The organism is Tardiphaga sp. P4_G1 (assembly GCF_056401215.1).
Map to the genome: position 1 here is coordinate 393,599 of NZ_JBFUJU010000005.1, position 14,719 is coordinate 408,317.

The window sequence follows — 14,719 nt, forward strand, 5'->3', positions numbered from 1 at the left end:
AGACTTTCCAAGTCTATTATGGCCACGCCTATTCGGCGCGTGGTTTCTGAAGTGCTCGACGGTTGGCTACCAGCGTGTCTCTCGGCAGTTGGAGAAGCTGCATGATGAACCGAAGGCAGGTACTCGTGGATTTGGCGCTCCAGGGCGGAGGCTCGCATGGCGCATTCACGTGGGGTGTCCTCGATCGGCTGCTTGAGGAGCCGTGGCTGCAAATTGCCGGCATATCCGGAACATCGGCAGGAGCGATGAACGCTGCCGTTCTGGCGGACGGTTGGACCGCCGGCGGTGCCGACGGAGCACGCGAGGCTCTGGACGAATACTGGCGGCGCGTCTCGCGTGCCGCGGCCTTCAGTCCGTTTCAACGCTCACCCCTCGACCGCCTCATGGGACGCTGGTCGCTCGACACTTCTCCGGCCTATCTCTTCGCCGATCTGATGTCGCGAGTCCTGTCGCCTTATGATCTCAATCCGCTCGGTTACAATCCGTTGCGCGAGATACTGGCCGAGAGCATCGATTTCGAACGTCTCGCCGGTGCGCCGATCAAACTCTTCGTAACGGCCACGCGGGTACGAACAGGTCGCGGGCGAATTTTCCGTAACGCCGAGATCACCGCGGATGTGCTGCTTGCGTCGGCATGCCTGCCAACGATGTTCCGCGCGATCGAGATTGAAGGCGAAGCCTATTGGGACGGGGGCTATGCGGGCAATCCCACGATCACGCCGCTTGTTCGCGAGACAGATGCGCAGGACACGATCGTCGTGCAGATCAATCCGACCGAGCGACTGGAGGAGCCGCGCACGGCTGCAGACATCCTCAATCGTCTCAATGAAATTTCATTCAACTCGCCGCTGGCAAAGGAGCTGCGGATGATTGCGCTGCTTCGTCAGGTGGCGGATCCCGGCACCGGGGAGGGCGCCCGCTGGGCTCAAATGAAGACGCACCGGATCAAGAGCGATCTGCTCGCGACTTTCGCTGCGTCATCCAAGCTCAACGCCGAATGGGCCTTCCTATCCAAGCTGCGCGACGAGGGGCGGCAAGCGGCCGGTGACTTTCTCGACGCGCATGGCGCCGATCTTGGCGAGCGTTCGACGGCCGATCTCGACATCCTGTTGGCGGAGTGCTGACGTCATGGGGCTTCTCGGCATTCTCGTCGGGCTTGGTCTTCTCATCTGGCTGGCTTTCCGGGGGTGGAGTGTTCTGCTGCTTGCGCCGCTCTCCGCACTGGTTGCGGCGGCTTTCGGCAGAGAGCCATTGCTTGCCAATTGGACGCAGACCTTCATGGGCAGCGCAGCCCAGTTTCTTGCTCAGTTCTTTCCCATCTTTCTGCTCGGCGCCGTATTCGGGAAGCTGATGGACGACAGCGGCGCGGTCACTGCGGTCGCGAACTTCATCACCCGCCGCCTTGGCGAGCGCCGGGTCATCCTCGCCGTGGTGCTCTCGGGGGCATTGGTCACCTATGGTGGCGTCAGCCTTTTCGTCGCATTTTTTGTGATCGTTCCGATGGCCCAGTCGCTGTTTCGCGCCGCGGGGATTCCGCGCCGCCTCGTGCCAGCGACTGTAATTCTCGGAACATCCACTTTCACCATGTCAGCCTTGCCGGGCACGCCATCGATTCAGAATGCGATACCCATGCCCTTCTTTGGCACCACGCCCTTCGCGGCGCCGGGCCTCGGCATGATCGCGTCATTGATCATGCTGGGTATTGGACTGTGGTGGTTGCTTCGCGCCGAGAAAGCGGCACGACAGGCGAATGAAGGTTATGGCGAAGAATTGTCGATCGCGACCAGCGCCGCTGCCGATGACGAGCGCTTGCGCGGGCGTGCTACGACGGCGCGCGAATTCGACCCGGCCGAAATATCCCATGGGCATCGCAGCGAAGCGGAAGTGCCTGTCGTCAATGCCGTTCTTCCCCTGGTTGTCGTCGTCGTCGTCAATCTCGTGATGTCGCTCGTTGTGCTGCCCCGGCTTGATGTCTCCTTCCTGGCCGAGCAGCGCTGGGGCAGCACGTCTCTATCTGCCGTTGCCGGCGTGTGGTCCGTTGTCGTCGCGCTCGCAGGAGCGACCGCGACAGTCGTCATCTGTAACTGGACGCGATTGCCTGCACTGCGGCAAACGATGGATGCCGGGGCCAACGCGTCCGTACTGCCAGCGCTGACTGTCGCGAGCCTCGTTGGCTTTGGCGCTGTCATCGCAGCGCTGCCTGCATTTGACATGGTGCGGGACTGGGCGCTGGGCATTAAAGGTGGCCCGCTGGTGTCGTTGGCCGTTTCCACGAACCTGCTCGCCGCGTTGACAGGTTCGGCATCCGGCGGACTGACAATCGCGCTGGATGCACTCGGTCAGACCTATATGGACGTTGCTACGCGGGAAGGGATCGATCCCGGGTTGCTACACCGCGTAGCTGTGATCGGCTCCGGCACTCTGGATATTCTCCCTCACAATGGTGCGGTCGTCAGCCTGCTCGCGATCTGCGGCCTGACGCATCGCCAAAGTTATCTCGACATTGTGATGGTCGGCATCGTGGGCTCGGTTGTCGCTCTTGCCGCCGTGATTGCCATGGGCTCCGCATTCGGCTCATTTTGAACTCCGGCCCCAACCGCCGTTTTGTCCAGATTTCGCAGTCGACCGCGTGCCGGGTGTGGCAGTGAGCCACCTTTGTCTGGCGCCGTTTGTCGGCTACGAATGAACTTTCGCCGCGCTCGCCGCGTCAACGAGACATCGGGCAAGCGAAGCGGCGGCGAATTGATACAATCGCAATCAGACGCCTGTACGATTCGCGATCGGAAGGCATTTGACCGGGGCACTGAATGGCAAATCGATTGGCGACGGCGCAACCCAACGTCGGGATGCGGCACTGGATATCTCCCGTCGTGGTGTTGGCAGCAATGATTGCGGTAGCCGCTCCGGCGGCCGGAGCCGCCGCAAAGCAGCCGCGTGCCGCCCGCGTCGTCGAGGCGACTGCGCCGCGCGAAGCAGGCGAGCCGATGATGGCGATCGTGTCGATCAAGAGCCAGCAGGTCACATTCTACGACGCCGATGGCTGGATCACGCGCGCGCCGGTCTCGACCGGGGTGTCCGGCCGCGAGACGCCGGCAGGCGTCTTTGCCGTTCTCGAGAAGAACAAGGACCATCGCTCCAACATGTATGACGATGCTGCCATGCCGAACATGCAGCGGATCACATGGAACGGCGTCGCACTGCATGGCGGGCCGCTGCCCGGCTATGCCGCATCGCACGGCTGCGTGCGGATGCCGTACGGCTTCGCGGACAGGTTGTTCGACAAGACGCGGATCGGGATGCGGGTGATCATCTCGCCGAATGACGCGGCGCCCGTCGAGTTCTCCCATCCGGCGCTTCTGATGCCGAAAGCGGAAGCCATCGCCGCTGCTCCGGGCCGTGTCGAGGTGCTCGCCCGCGAGGCTGCGGAGGCCGCTGCTGCCGCGGACGCGACGAAGAAACTCGCAGCGACCTCGGCGCGCGAGACGAAGCCGCTGCCGGCAGCCCTGCGCAAGCTGCAATCGCTGAAGGCGCGCGCGGATGTCGAGCTCGTATCCGCAGACAAGGCCGTCGTTGCGGCAAAGACCGATGAGGCCAAGGCACGGGCGGAGGACGTAAAGCAGAAGGCCGCCGCCAGGGCCGCGGAGCTTGGGGCGCAATTCGAAACCGCAAAGGCCGATACGGCGTCGAAGCTCGATGCCGCGGCCGCCGCGAAGGACGCCGCCAAGGCGGCCGAGACCAAAAAGGTTGCCACTGCCAAGGCAGCGAGCGATGCGAAACTCGCGCTCGAGCCGGTCTCGATCTATATCAGCCGCGAGACGCAGATGCTTTACGTCCGGCGCAACACGCACAAGCCGGCGCCGGATGGCGGCGGCGAAGTATTCGATTCAAGCATCGAAGTTCCCATCACCATCCGCGACCCCGGCAGGCCGATCGGCACGCATGTGTTTACGGCAATGGCCCGGAACGACGCAGGCCTGCGCTGGAGCGCCGTCACGATCGACGAAGGCGATAGCGCGAAGGCCGCCCTCGACCGCATCACCATTCCGCAGGAAGTGCTCGACCGGATCGCCGCGACTGCGCTGCCGCGGTCGTCGATCGTTATTTCCGACGAGCCGCTCAGCACCGAGACCAACTATCGCACCGAATTCGTCGTGGTGCTCAGCAACCAGCCGCAAGGTGGCTTCATCACGCGCAAACCGACGCCACCCCCGGATCTCATGGCGAGCAGCGACGACAACGACGACGGGTTCGGTTCCTTTTTCTCGCGTATCGGGATGGGGCAACCCGACGTACCGCGGCAGGCTGGTCCACGAACCATACGTCCGGCGCAGCGGAGCTTCTGGTAAGACGCAGGCGAGGGCACGCGTCACACACACACATCTTGTTCGGTTGCCGCTGGATTTTGGCAGCCCAGCGGCAACCTGTCGCGAACTACAGCGTCAGTTCGTGGCGGCCGACGACCATCCAGTGAACCTCGTCCGGGCCGTCAGCAAATCGCAAATGGCGCACGTCGGTGTACATTTCGGCCAGCGGCGTCCATTGCGAGATGCCGGTGGCGCCGTGCATCTGGATCGCCTGGTCGATGATCTTGCAGGCGCGTTCGGGGATCATGGCCTTGACCATGCTGACCCAGATACGGGCGTCCTTGTTGCCGAGCACGTCCATCGCCTTGGCAGCCTTCAAGACCATCAGCCGCATCGCCTCGATCTCGCATCGCGCCTGGGCGATGATCTGCAGATTGCCGCCGAGATGCGCGATCTTCTTGCCGAAAGCCTCGCGGGTCAGGCCGCGGGCAACCATCATGTCGAGGGCCTTCTCGGCCTTGCCGATGGTGCGCATGCAGTGATGGATGCGACCCGGGCCGAGTCGCACCTGCGAAATCTCGAAGCCGCGGCCCTCGCCGAGCAGGATATTATCCTTCGGCACCCGCACATCGTTGAAGCGCATATGCATGTGACCGCGTGGCGCGTGATCATGGCCGAACACATGCATGGGGCCGATGATCTCGACACCGGGCGTGTCGACCGGCACCAGGATTTGCGATTGCTGCTTGCTGGGCGCTGCATCCGGGTTGGTCTTGACCATCACGATCATGATCTTGCACCGCGGATCGCCGAGGCCGGAAATATAGTATTTCTCGCCATTGATGACCCATTCGTCGCCGACGAGCTTCGCTGACGTCGAGATGTTCTTCGCATCCGACGACGCTACATTGGGCTCGGTCATGGCGTAGGCGGAGCGGATCTCGCCAGCCAGCAGCGGCTTCAGCCACTTCTCTTTCTGGGCGGGCGTGCCGACGCGTTCGAGCACTTCCATATTGCCGGTGTCCGGCGCGGAGCAATTCATGCTTTCCGACGCCAGCGGATTCTTGCCGAGCTCGGCGGCGATATAGGCATAATCGAGATTCTTCAGGCCCTCGCCGGTGTCGGCATCGGGAAGAAAGAAATTCCACAGGCCTTCTTCCTTGGCTTTGTTCTTCGCCTTGCCAAGGATCTCGAGTTGCTCGGGCGTGAAGGACCAGCGGTCGGTCTTCTTCTCGCCAGCGTGATAGAATTCATGGGACATCGGCTCGACGGTGGTCGCGATGAATCTGCGAACATGATCGTAAAGCGGCCGAACCTGTTCAGACATGCGCAGGTCGTTCAGCGCATCTTCCGGTGCGAGCGTGTAGGGGGTCTGGCGGGCTGCGTAAGCAGTCTTCATTGGGCTTCCTCCTGATGTGATCGTCGCGTTCGCTTGCAATCTGGAACGGATCGTCGTGGTCTATTTATAGGCGGGAATGCCGCTTGATGTCGAAGATATCCGTGATCGAGGTCGCTGCTTAGTTCGTCCCACGGGATTGAACGATCAAGCAGCACGTGCAAGCCGGCTGCGTCTTTGCGCGGATCATGTTGTGTGCCGCTGTCCTTTCCATATGGAATGAAGCCGAATCTGGTCAGCTTCAGACAATCTGGAGCGTATGCCCTCGCGAAAACGAACGGGGAGGCGTCGCGCGCAGCTCGCGCTGAGGAACGACAGATCCGGCGTCGACGTTCGCTATTGGTCGCTACGGCGCGCGCGTCGTCTGCGCGCTTTTGGTCGTCTTGCGGGCGATCGCCATGAAAGCGCGCGCGGCCGCCGTCTGGTAGCGATGGGCATCCCACAGCAAGGCTCCGGAACGGCGTATCCACGGAGGCCCGATCGGAATGATCGCGAGGTCCTTTCGGGCGTTCAGGCTTCGGTCGGCAAGAACCGTCGGCAGCCCTCCCGATTTCGCGAGTTCGATCAAGGCCTCGACTGAGTTCATTTCCACGCGCACGTCGAGCTGTATATCGGGCGGCAGTGACTGGTCGAGAATGCGGCGGGTCGCAAAGGCGGGGGTCAAAAGTGCCAACGGACGTTGGGCGAGCGCCTGCAGCGTGATCGACTGTTGTCGTGATTGATTTTGCGACTTCGCAAGCACCAGGACGAGCCGCTCCTCGAACAACAGGTCGACGCCCAACTCCGCGTGCTGGGGCGGCGCGAAAGCAATCGCGAGATCGAGATCTCCGGACAGGATGCGTTGCTCGACATCGTTTGCGGAGCCGACCTCCACGCTGAGCCGAACCTCAGGATATTTCTCGCCGAAGCTGCCGATGATCTTCGGCAGGAATGTCGTGCTGTAGGTGTAGATGACGCCGACACGCAGCGTGCCGGCCATGCCGCCCTCCAGCTCGGCGATTGCCGTGCGCGCCGCTTCGGTCTGAACCATCAAACGTTGTGCATGCTCGCGCAGTGCATGTCCTGTCTCGGTCAGTTGCATGCCCTGGGGCGTCCGGTTGAACAGAACGGTGCCGAGGTCCTGCTCGAGGGCCCGTATCTGCTGCGACAGCGTTGGCTGGGCGACGCCGAGGGCTTCCGCAGCCTTCGCCATGCGCTTGTGGGTCGCGATTGCCAGAAAATAGCCGAGACGTCTGGGATCCATAGCCGATTACAATCTTCTATCGCATCTATAGTTTTGACTGTGTTGGCCTATCACGCGTCCCGTGCCAGTGTTTGTCAATATCGGACCTGGCCGGCACGCTTGTGCGCGGCCGTCGAAACATAAGAACCGACTGGGAGGCTCTTTCATGCTGTCACGACGCACCTTACTTGCCCGCGCGACCCACGCCGCGGTGGCGGCTTGCTGTATCGCCCTGGGCGCAAACCGTGCGACGGCGCAGGACTATCCGACCAAGCCGGTCCAGTTGATCGTTCCCTTCGCCGCCGGCGGTGCCGCCGACATCATCGGCCGCACGATTGCGGAAAAGCTGAGCCAGACCTGGGGCCAGCAGGTCGTCGTCGAAAACAGGGGCGGGGCCGGATCGAATATCGGCATCAACGCTGCCGCCAAGAGTGCCCCCGATGGCTACACGCTGGTGCTCGCGTCGATCGCCGTGGCCGTCAATCCGTGGCTTTTCAAGTCGATGCCGTACGATCCCGTGAAGGATCTGACACCGCTGACGTTGGCGCTCGAGACGCCGAACGTGGTGCTTGTGCCGCCCTCGTCGCCGATCAAGAACATCAAGGATCTGATCGCCTTCGCGAAAGAAAAAGCGGCATCGGGTGGCGCCACCTATGGCTCAGCCGGCGTGGGTTCTTCCCTGCATCTGGCGGCGGAAGTGTTCCGGCAGCAGGCCAAGGTCGAGATGACCCACGTTCCCTATCGTGGCTCCTCGCCGGCCCTGACAGATCTGATGGCCGGCCGGATCGACCTGATGTTCGACAACGCCTCGACGGCGCTTCCGCAGGTGCAGGGCGGCAGCCTCCGTGCCATTGCCGTCACCAGCAAGGAGCGCATCGCCGCACTGCCTGACGTGCCGACGATCAGCGAATCCGGTCTGCCGGGCTTCGAACTTGCCAACTGGTGGGCCATTTTTGGTCCGGGCCAGATGCCGCCGGCGCTGGCGGAGCGCATCAGCGGCGATATCCGCAAGGTTCTGGCGGATCCGGATGTGCAGAAGCGTTTCGCCGATGTCAGCGGGCGCGTCATCGCGTCGTCGCCCCAGGAACTTGCTGCGCATCTGGCGCAGGAAAGCGCCAAATGGAAGCAGATCGTCGAGACGGCGGGCATTCGCGGCAGCCAGTGACGACAGACGCCTGACACATACGGCGATCAATCACTGACGAATATCAAGCAAGAGACGCGCACTCAGGATGAGAGCGCTGATGGAGAATGATGTGAAGAAGCTACTTTCAGGCCTGACGGCATCCGTCATGCTCGTCGCCACCTCGGCCGCCATGGCACAAAGCGCCGCACCGCTGAAACTGGGCGCAGTCCTCGACATGTCCGGCCTCTTTGCCGACATTACGGGACCGGGCAGCGAGACCGCAGCCAAGATGGCCATTGAGGATTTCGGCGGTGAGGTTCTCGGGCGCAAGGTCCAGATCGTGGTCGCCGACCATCTCAACAAGTCCGACCTGGCCGCGAATTTCACCCGTGAGATGTTCGACAACCAAGGTGTCGAGGCCATTGTCGACGTGGCTGGCTCTGCCACGGCGCTGGCTGCTGCGGAAATGGCCAGGACGCGCGGCAAGATCATCATGTTCAATGGTCCCGGCGCTGTCAGGCTGACCAACGAGGCGTGCGGTCCCTACATCGTCCACTACACCTATGACACCTACGCGCTGGCCAGCGTCACCGGCCTCGCCACCGTGAAGCGCGGCCTCAATAGCTGGTTCTTCCTCACGGCCGACTACGCGTTCGGTCAGGAGCTGGAGCGCGACACCTCGAACATCGTCACCAAGGCGGGCGGCAAGGTTGTCGGCAGTGTGAAGCACCCGATCAACACCTCGGATTTCTCGTCGTTTTTGCTCCAGGCGCAGAGCACCAAGGCCAGCGTGATCGGCCTCGCCAATGCGGGCGGCGATACCATCAATGCGATCAAGCAGGCCGCCGAGTTCGGCCTGACCCAGTCCGGGCAGAAGCTGTCGCCCTTGCTGGCCTTCATTTCCGACATCGACAGCGTCGGGCTTGAGACCGCGCAGGGCCTGTTGCTGGCCGAGGCGTTCTATTGGGATCTCAACGACGAAACGCGCGCATTCGCGAAGCGTTTCATGGAGCGGACCAAGCGCGCGCCGACCTCGGCGCAGGCCGGCGTCTATTCGTCCGTCACGACCTACCTGAACGCGGTGAAGAAGGCAGGCACCACCGATTCCGCGGCCGTGATGAAGGTCATGAAGGATACGCCGATCAACGACATGTTTGCGAAGAACGGCCGGATCCGCGAGGACGGCCGCATGGTGCACGACATGTACCTGTTCGAAGTGAAAAAGCCGTCGGAATCGAAGGCGCGCTGGGACGACTACAAGCTGCTTGCGACCGTCTCCGGCGACGACGCGTTCCAGCCGCTATCGGCGTCGCGCTGCCCGCTCATCAAGAAGTAGCGCGCGATAGCAGATGGCAAAGCGACGGGGCGCCGGGAAGGTAGCGGCGATCCGTTCAAGGCCCCATCCATGGACAACAGGAAGATGCCCCTCATGAGCACCAGCGTGGCAGTCCGCGTCGACCAGGTCGAGACCATCTTGGTCGATGTGCCGACAATCCGCCCCCATCGATTGTCGATGCATACGATGAACAGCCAGACCCTGGTTCTGGTCATCATCCGCTGCTCCGACGGAACGGTCGGAATCGGCGAGGGCACGACCATCGGCGGCCTCAGCTACGGCGAGGAGAGCCCCGAGGGCATCAAGCTCACCGTCGACACCTATATCGCTCCGGCCATCATCGGCATGGATGCGTCACGCGTCGCCGCGCTCATGGCTGACGTGAAGCGACGGGTCAAAGGCAATCGCTTTGCCAAATGCGCGGTAGAGACGGCGCTGCTGGACGCACTCGGCAAGCGCCTGGGCCTGCCGGTGTCCGAGCTGCTCGGCGGGCGCATGCACGACACCTTGCCGGTCGCCTGGACATTGGCCAGCGGCGATACCACGCGCGACATCGAGGAAGCCGAGCGGATGCTTGATGCGCGCCGCCATAATATCTTCAAGCTGAAGATCGGCCTGCGGTCCGTGGACGATGACGTGGCACATGTGGCGGCCATCAAGCGCGCCCTCGGAGATCGCGCCAGCGTGCGGGTGGACGTGAACCAGGCCTGGAGCGAGCCCGAGGCACGCCGCGGCATTCCCGCCTTGGAGGCGGCCGGCGTGGACCTCATTGAGCAGCCTCTGTCGCGCGACAATCGCGGTGCACAGGCCCGCCTCAGCGGTCGCTATGCCGTCCCCATCATGGCGGATGAGGCACTGCATGGCACGACGGATGCCTTCGACATCGCGGCGCGCGGTGCTGCGGATGTGTTCGCCCTGAAGATCAATCAGGCCGGCGGTCTGTACGATGCCGTGAAGATGGCTGCTATTGGCGATGCCGCGGGTCTCGGCCTCTATGGCGGCACCATGCTGGAAGGCGGTGTCGGCACCGCGGCGTCGGCCCAGGTTTTCTCCGTGCTGCCGAAACTGGCATGGGGCACTGAGCTGTTCGGCCCGCTGCTCCTGACCGAAGAGATCCTCGCGACGCCGCTCCGCTATGGCGACTTCGTGTTGCAGGTGCCGACGGCGCCCGGCATCGGCGTCGAGCTGGACATGGACCGTGTCGCATTCTTCCGCCGCGATGGCTACGCGCCGCGCGTTCAACCGGCCGGCACAACAACAGGAGTTTGATCGATGCTTTTTCAGGTGGAAATGGACGTTCAGATCCCGCCGGGTCTCGCCCCCGAGGTGGTCGAGCAACTGAAAAAGACCGAGCGTGAACGCGCGCAGGAACTGCAGAAGAGCGGCGAGTGGCGCCATCTCTGGCGGGTCGCCGGACGTTACGCCAATGTCAGTATTTTCGATGTGGCGAGCAATGAGGCGCTGCACGACATTCTGTCGACATTGCCGCTCTTCCCCTTCATGCGCATCAGCGTGACGCCGTTGTGCCGGCATCCTTCGTCGGTGCGCTCGGACGACAGCTAGGCGCGAAGCCGGTCTCCGCCAGCGACAAATCCCAACATTGCGGCGATGGACGGCTCACACGGCTTCATCAGCACAATCTCGCAAGCGTATCGAACAGCGCGAGGTTGAGCCGTTTCAGGTCGTTGTCCACTGGCTCCGGCTGGGATGAGAATTTTGCGACGACCATTTCGGCGCGCGGATTCACATAGAGATATTGTCCGTGAATGCCGAGCGCGAAGAACGCGCCGCTTGCGTTGCCGGTCTGGTACCATTTGTTGCGATAGCGACCTTCAGGCAGCCGTTCGACGAACTTGCCCGCGCGCCAGGCCTCGGCAGAGCCGTTCGCGATCGTATCCGACACCCAATCCTGCGAGACAATCCGGCGGCCGTTAGCGACGCCGCCCAGTCGCATCATCTCGCCGATACGGGCGAGGTCGCGCGTTGTCATGCAGAAGCCGCCACCGGTCCGGGCGCTGCCGATCGCATCGACGGTGATATAGGCATCCTGCCGCGCGCCGAGCGGTTGCCACAAACGCGCGGCGGCAAAGTCGGCGAAACGCTGGCCCGAGGCGCGCTCGATCACCAGACCCAGCACATCCGAATTCGGCGAGCAGTAGTGGAAGGAGCCCCCGTGATCGCCGGGGCCCTTTTGCAGCGTAGCGAGGAAAGCGATCAGTGAGTCCGGAGTATCTCCCGGCACCGACGGCTCGAGCAGGCCGGCGCGGCGGTACCGCGCGAAATCGCCGCGGGGATCCTGATAGGTCTCTTCGAAATCGAGGCTGACCCGCATGTCGAGGACATCGCGTATCCGCGCATCTGCAAAAGCCGAGGATTTGAGTTCGGGAACGTAGTGCGAGACCGTCTCGTCGAAATCGATCAGGCCGCCACTGTATAAAATTCCCGCGACGATCGATGTCACCGACTTGCTCGCGGAGAACAGAATGTGCCGCGATTGCGCCGTGAAATTCGGCGCATGGTAATCTGCAACGACACGGCCGGATTTCGTCACGACGAGGGCATCGGTCGAAGTCCTGCGCAGCACATCCACGACACCAGCCGTTTCTCCACCGACAGAGAATGTCTGCTTGAGCAAGTCTCCGGGATCGACGGGGGGATCCTCGATCAGTCCCGGCGTCGCTGCGATGCGTGCCGTCGGAATGAGTTCGGATACGTGACGAAATGCCCAGACATTCCAGGGGGCCTGACGCCAGTTATCGAGACGAACGTCGCTTCGCGCAAAGCCATAGTCGGCTTCGAAAGCCGAGGGCTGTCCCTTGCTCGTCATGACGCAATCTTCTGGCATTCGGTCGGCTGAACGGCGCCGCCGAGCCAGCAGCCGTTGAGATCGCCGTCATCGAAGCTGAACCGCACCGTGATCGCGGAGGGGCGATTCATGGCGCGTCCCTGACGAATGGTGATCTGGCGTTCCGACGCGTCCACCATCCGGTTCGCGAGGAGACCGAATGACAAAGCGGAGGCTGCAATGCCTGTTGCCGCATCTTCCGGGTAGCCTGATGAACTCGGAAACTGGCGTGCGTCGATGATCTGAGCGTCCCGGTCGGACACGGCGTAGGGATAGAGACCGGTGGAGTCGATGCCATTGCACAGGCGCTCCATCCTCGAGAAGTCAGGTTTCAGGCCGTCGAGGATGGACACACTCTTCAAAGGAATGAGGGTCTTGACCCGGCTGGTGCGTGCATTCTGGATCGGGAAGGGCGCGAGGCAATCGGCGCCGATGCCGAGGACGTCGAGAATGTCATCGACGCTTCGGGGCGTATCGGGAAGCGGCTCGACGATCCCTGCAGGCTGCGAGACCTCGACCGAGATATCCTGTTCGTCTGATTGGCTGATCCGCGCATGGACGCGGCCGCTCTTCGTCAGGATCGTGATCCGATCGCGCTGCAGCCGGCCGAGCCGCTGAAGCAGCCATGTCGCGCCGACCGTTGCGTGTCCGCACATGGACATCTCATGATTGGGCACCCAGAAACGAAACTCGAAATCGCAGTCGGAGCCCGGCGGAGGCGGCAATACAAATCCGCTTTCGTGGCCGTAAGCGCGCGCGACCTGCTGCATCTCTGCATCACTCATGCCGGCAGCGTCGACCACGATCGGGGCAGGATTGCCGCCTTCCGGACCTGCTGCAAAGACACTGACAAATCGAACCTGCGGTTCGGCGGACGTCGTGGCCATGTGATGCACTTTCCAACCGGTTCGCGCGTTCGCACTGCACGTCAGCCAGCGCTGCACGGAATTCACCGGTGCGAAGCTACGGGGGGGGGGGTGCTGCGACGCGCGTTCCAGCGGGCCCTAGATTTTGATCTGCCGGGCCATGCGCTTGCGGATTTCGCTTGGCGATTGGCCGTCTGCCCGGCGCATCGCATGGGCGAGCGCCGCACCGCTGTCGAAGCCGACACGGAGCGCGATCTCGCCGATCGGGAGATCGGTTGCCTTCAACAGCTCGCGTGCATTATCGAGGCGGATCCGTTGCTGGAATTCGCCGATCGACGCGCCGGTCCCCGCGCGGAACAGTCGGGTGATGTGACGCCGCGAAACGCCGAACCGTTCTTCCAGGGCGTCGAGCGGAACATCCCGGTCGGCATGAAGGGTGAGATAGTCCCTCAGCTCCGCGACCAATGTCATGCCGTGTTCGCGATGCGAGGCACTGGATACGGCATCACCGGTCAGAGCCTCGGCGATGCACTGAACGAGCAGGGCAGAGGACAGTCCGTGCCGGACATGGGCATTGCCATAGGCGTGCCTGCCATCCCCGACCAGCAGCGCCTGCAGGGCGCGCAGTCTGTCTGACCGGCGAAACAGCCGGGTCGTGGTGGTTCGTCTGCGGAATTCGCTCAGCGAGCCGTTCTCTCTTTCGAGGCGCTCCAGGACCGAGCCAGTTGCGTAGATGGCGACGTGGCTGTGTGCGCCGATCCCCGCGCGCGTCTCATGTGCCTGGTTCGGCGGAACGATCGCGAACCGGTCCTGCGACAGCCAGCTGCCTTCGCGTCCGGCTTCGTGCTTCAGCTCGATCGTCCCGCGGCTCGGCAGGATGAACATCAGGCAATCATGCCAGTGCCACGGCATGGCGTAATCGCCGCGGCCGGCGACAGCCGCATGCTCGTCGTCCGCCGCGATCAGGAGATCCGCTTTTGCCGTGTGACGCAATCGTTCGAATGAACTCAGCATGTTCGGGCCCACATGTGTCGTCGACGAACCTAGCAGGGTGCGCCAATGCCCGCCAATCGACGCCCGGCTTACTCCGCCGCGATGGCCGCCGGCTTCGGGCGCTTCTTCACGCGCTTGATGGTGCCCGAGAAGGTCAACAGCGAACGCTCGCCGGCTTTGAGGATTCCGCGCAGGAAGATCAATGAGCCGCCGATCCGGGTCATTTCGCCGTGGCATTCGACCAGCTCGCCTTCGCGGGCGGCATCAAGGAATTCGCAGCCGAACGAGACGGTGATGCCGGGGCCCTGCAGCTCGCGGGAGGCCAGCGCAAACAGGCAATAATCGGCGAAGGTCATGAAGCAGCCGCCATGAACGTTTTTCATGCCGTTGAGGTGCTTTTTCTCGACCCGGAAGGCGCAGCGGACGGAGCCGTCGGCCTCGACCTTGTGCCAGAACGGGCCGGAGACCGATTCGAAGGAATCCCGCTTCCAGGTGGTCCAGCCCGCAAATTCCCCCTCCGTCGCGGTATAAGCGTCGGCGTGGAACGGGATGGTGGCATCGGCGGGCACATTCACGGTCTGAACTCCTTGGATTGGCTGCGAAAAGTGTTAAATCCGATCCATCCGGCGGG

The 14,719-nt window shown here is 62.9% G+C and carries 13 protein-coding genes; 7 read left to right on the forward strand and 6 right to left on the reverse strand.

The annotated features are described in order from the left end of the window. The first annotated feature begins 104 nt into the window (after window positions 1-104). The 3 genes from AC1DUY_RS14495 to AC1DUY_RS14505 all read left to right on the forward strand — a co-directional run bounded on the left by AC1DUY_RS14495 (window position 105) and on the right by AC1DUY_RS14505 (window position 4,346). The gene (locus AC1DUY_RS14495) at window positions 105-1,124 is read left to right on the forward strand and encodes a patatin-like phospholipase family protein (protein ID WP_478115290.1); all 1,020 of its coding nucleotides are present in this window, start codon (window positions 105-107) and stop codon (window positions 1,122-1,124) included. 4 nt (window positions 1,125-1,128) lie between these two features. Continuing rightward, window positions 1,129-2,583, forward strand: coding sequence for a GntP family permease (locus AC1DUY_RS14500; RefSeq protein ID WP_478115090.1), 1,455 nt, complete (start codon window positions 1,129-1,131; stop codon window positions 2,581-2,583). A 224-nt stretch (window positions 2,584-2,807) separates the two neighbouring features. Beyond that, window positions 2,808-4,346, forward strand: a complete 1,539-nt coding sequence (locus AC1DUY_RS14505; RefSeq protein WP_478115092.1) for a L,D-transpeptidase family protein — start codon at window positions 2,808-2,810, stop codon at window positions 4,344-4,346. Between the two features lie 85 nt (window positions 4,347-4,431). Here AC1DUY_RS14505 and AC1DUY_RS14510 read toward each other — a convergent pair whose 3' ends face one another. Together AC1DUY_RS14510 and AC1DUY_RS14515 are read right to left on the reverse strand one after the other, a co-directional pair. Beyond that, entirely contained in the window at window positions 4,432-5,703 is a 1,272-nt protein-coding gene (locus AC1DUY_RS14510; RefSeq protein WP_478115094.1) for an acyl-CoA dehydrogenase family protein, read from the reverse strand. Between the two features lie 343 nt (window positions 5,704-6,046). Further along, window positions 6,047-6,943 (reverse strand): LysR substrate-binding domain-containing protein, encoded by an 897-nt coding sequence (locus AC1DUY_RS14515; RefSeq protein WP_478115096.1) that lies wholly within the window; start codon window positions 6,941-6,943, stop codon window positions 6,047-6,049. A gap of 145 nt (window positions 6,944-7,088) precedes the next feature. On the opposite strand from AC1DUY_RS14515, the gene AC1DUY_RS14520 reads away from it, so the two are divergent. The 4 genes from AC1DUY_RS14520 (at window position 7,089) to catC (ending at window position 10,947) form a co-directional block, all read left to right on the forward strand. Continuing rightward, the gene (locus tag AC1DUY_RS14520; RefSeq protein ID WP_478115098.1) at window positions 7,089-8,087 is read left to right on the forward strand and encodes a Bug family tripartite tricarboxylate transporter substrate binding protein; all 999 of its coding nucleotides are present in this window, start codon (window positions 7,089-7,091) and stop codon (window positions 8,085-8,087) included. 91 nt (window positions 8,088-8,178) lie between these two features. Next, entirely contained in the window at window positions 8,179-9,384 is a 1,206-nt protein-coding gene (locus AC1DUY_RS14525) for an ABC transporter substrate-binding protein (RefSeq protein WP_478115100.1), read from the forward strand. 93 nt (window positions 9,385-9,477) lie between these two features. Further along, entirely contained in the window at window positions 9,478-10,653 is a 1,176-nt protein-coding gene (locus tag AC1DUY_RS14530) for a muconate/chloromuconate family cycloisomerase (protein ID WP_478115102.1), read from the forward strand. 3 nt (window positions 10,654-10,656) lie between these two features. Next, the gene (catC, locus tag AC1DUY_RS14535) at window positions 10,657-10,947 is read left to right on the forward strand and encodes a muconolactone Delta-isomerase (RefSeq protein WP_478115104.1); all 291 of its coding nucleotides are present in this window, start codon (window positions 10,657-10,659) and stop codon (window positions 10,945-10,947) included. Window positions 10,948-11,014: 67 nt separating this feature from the next. On the opposite strand, the gene AC1DUY_RS14540 is transcribed toward catC, so the two are convergent. The 4 genes from AC1DUY_RS14540 to AC1DUY_RS14555 form a co-directional block, all read right to left on the reverse strand. Next, window positions 11,015-12,211 (reverse strand): serine hydrolase domain-containing protein, encoded by a 1,197-nt coding sequence (locus AC1DUY_RS14540; protein WP_478115106.1) that lies wholly within the window; start codon window positions 12,209-12,211, stop codon window positions 11,015-11,017. Continuing rightward, complete coding sequence (locus AC1DUY_RS14545; protein ID WP_478115108.1) at window positions 12,208-13,116, reverse strand: PhzF family phenazine biosynthesis protein; 909 nt, start codon at window positions 13,114-13,116, stop codon at window positions 12,208-12,210. The genes AC1DUY_RS14540 and AC1DUY_RS14545 overlap by 4 nt, the downstream gene beginning before the upstream one ends. Window positions 13,117-13,233: 117 nt before the next feature. Continuing rightward, window positions 13,234-13,980, reverse strand: a complete 747-nt coding sequence (locus tag AC1DUY_RS14550; protein ID WP_478115110.1) for a helix-turn-helix domain-containing protein — start codon at window positions 13,978-13,980, stop codon at window positions 13,234-13,236. A gap of 197 nt (window positions 13,981-14,177) precedes the next feature. Beyond that, a complete protein-coding gene (locus tag AC1DUY_RS14555) occupies window positions 14,178-14,657 on the reverse strand; it encodes a PaaI family thioesterase (RefSeq protein ID WP_371419948.1) in 480 nt (159 codons plus the stop codon). Between the last annotated feature and the right edge of the window lie 62 nt (window positions 14,658-14,719).

Coding starts and splice junctions, on each gene's coding strand:
- AC1DUY_RS14495 (WP_478115290.1), top strand. CDS start 105: ATGAACCGAAGGCAGGTACTCGTGGATTTGGCGCTCCAGGGCGGAGGC.
- AC1DUY_RS14500 (WP_478115090.1), top strand. CDS start 1,129: ATGGGGCTTCTCGGCATTCTCGTCGGGCTTGGTCTTCTCATCTGGCTG.
- AC1DUY_RS14505 (WP_478115092.1), top strand. CDS start 2,808: ATGGCAAATCGATTGGCGACGGCGCAACCCAACGTCGGGATGCGGCAC.
- AC1DUY_RS14510 (WP_478115094.1), bottom strand. CDS start 5,703: ATGAAGACTGCTTACGCAGCCCGCCAGACCCCCTACACGCTCGCACCG.
- AC1DUY_RS14515 (WP_478115096.1), bottom strand. CDS start 6,943: ATGGATCCCAGACGTCTCGGCTATTTTCTGGCAATCGCGACCCACAAG.
- AC1DUY_RS14520 (WP_478115098.1), top strand. CDS start 7,089: ATGCTGTCACGACGCACCTTACTTGCCCGCGCGACCCACGCCGCGGTG.
- AC1DUY_RS14530 (WP_478115102.1), top strand. CDS start 9,478: ATGAGCACCAGCGTGGCAGTCCGCGTCGACCAGGTCGAGACCATCTTG.
- catC (WP_478115104.1), top strand. CDS start 10,657: ATGCTTTTTCAGGTGGAAATGGACGTTCAGATCCCGCCGGGTCTCGCC.
- AC1DUY_RS14540 (WP_478115106.1), bottom strand. CDS start 12,211: ATGACGAGCAAGGGACAGCCCTCGGCTTTCGAAGCCGACTATGGCTTT.
- AC1DUY_RS14545 (WP_478115108.1), bottom strand. CDS start 13,116: ATGGCCACGACGTCCGCCGAACCGCAGGTTCGATTTGTCAGTGTCTTT.
- AC1DUY_RS14550 (WP_478115110.1), bottom strand. CDS start 13,980: ATGTTCATCCTGCCGAGCCGCGGGACGATCGAGCTGAAGCACGAAGCC.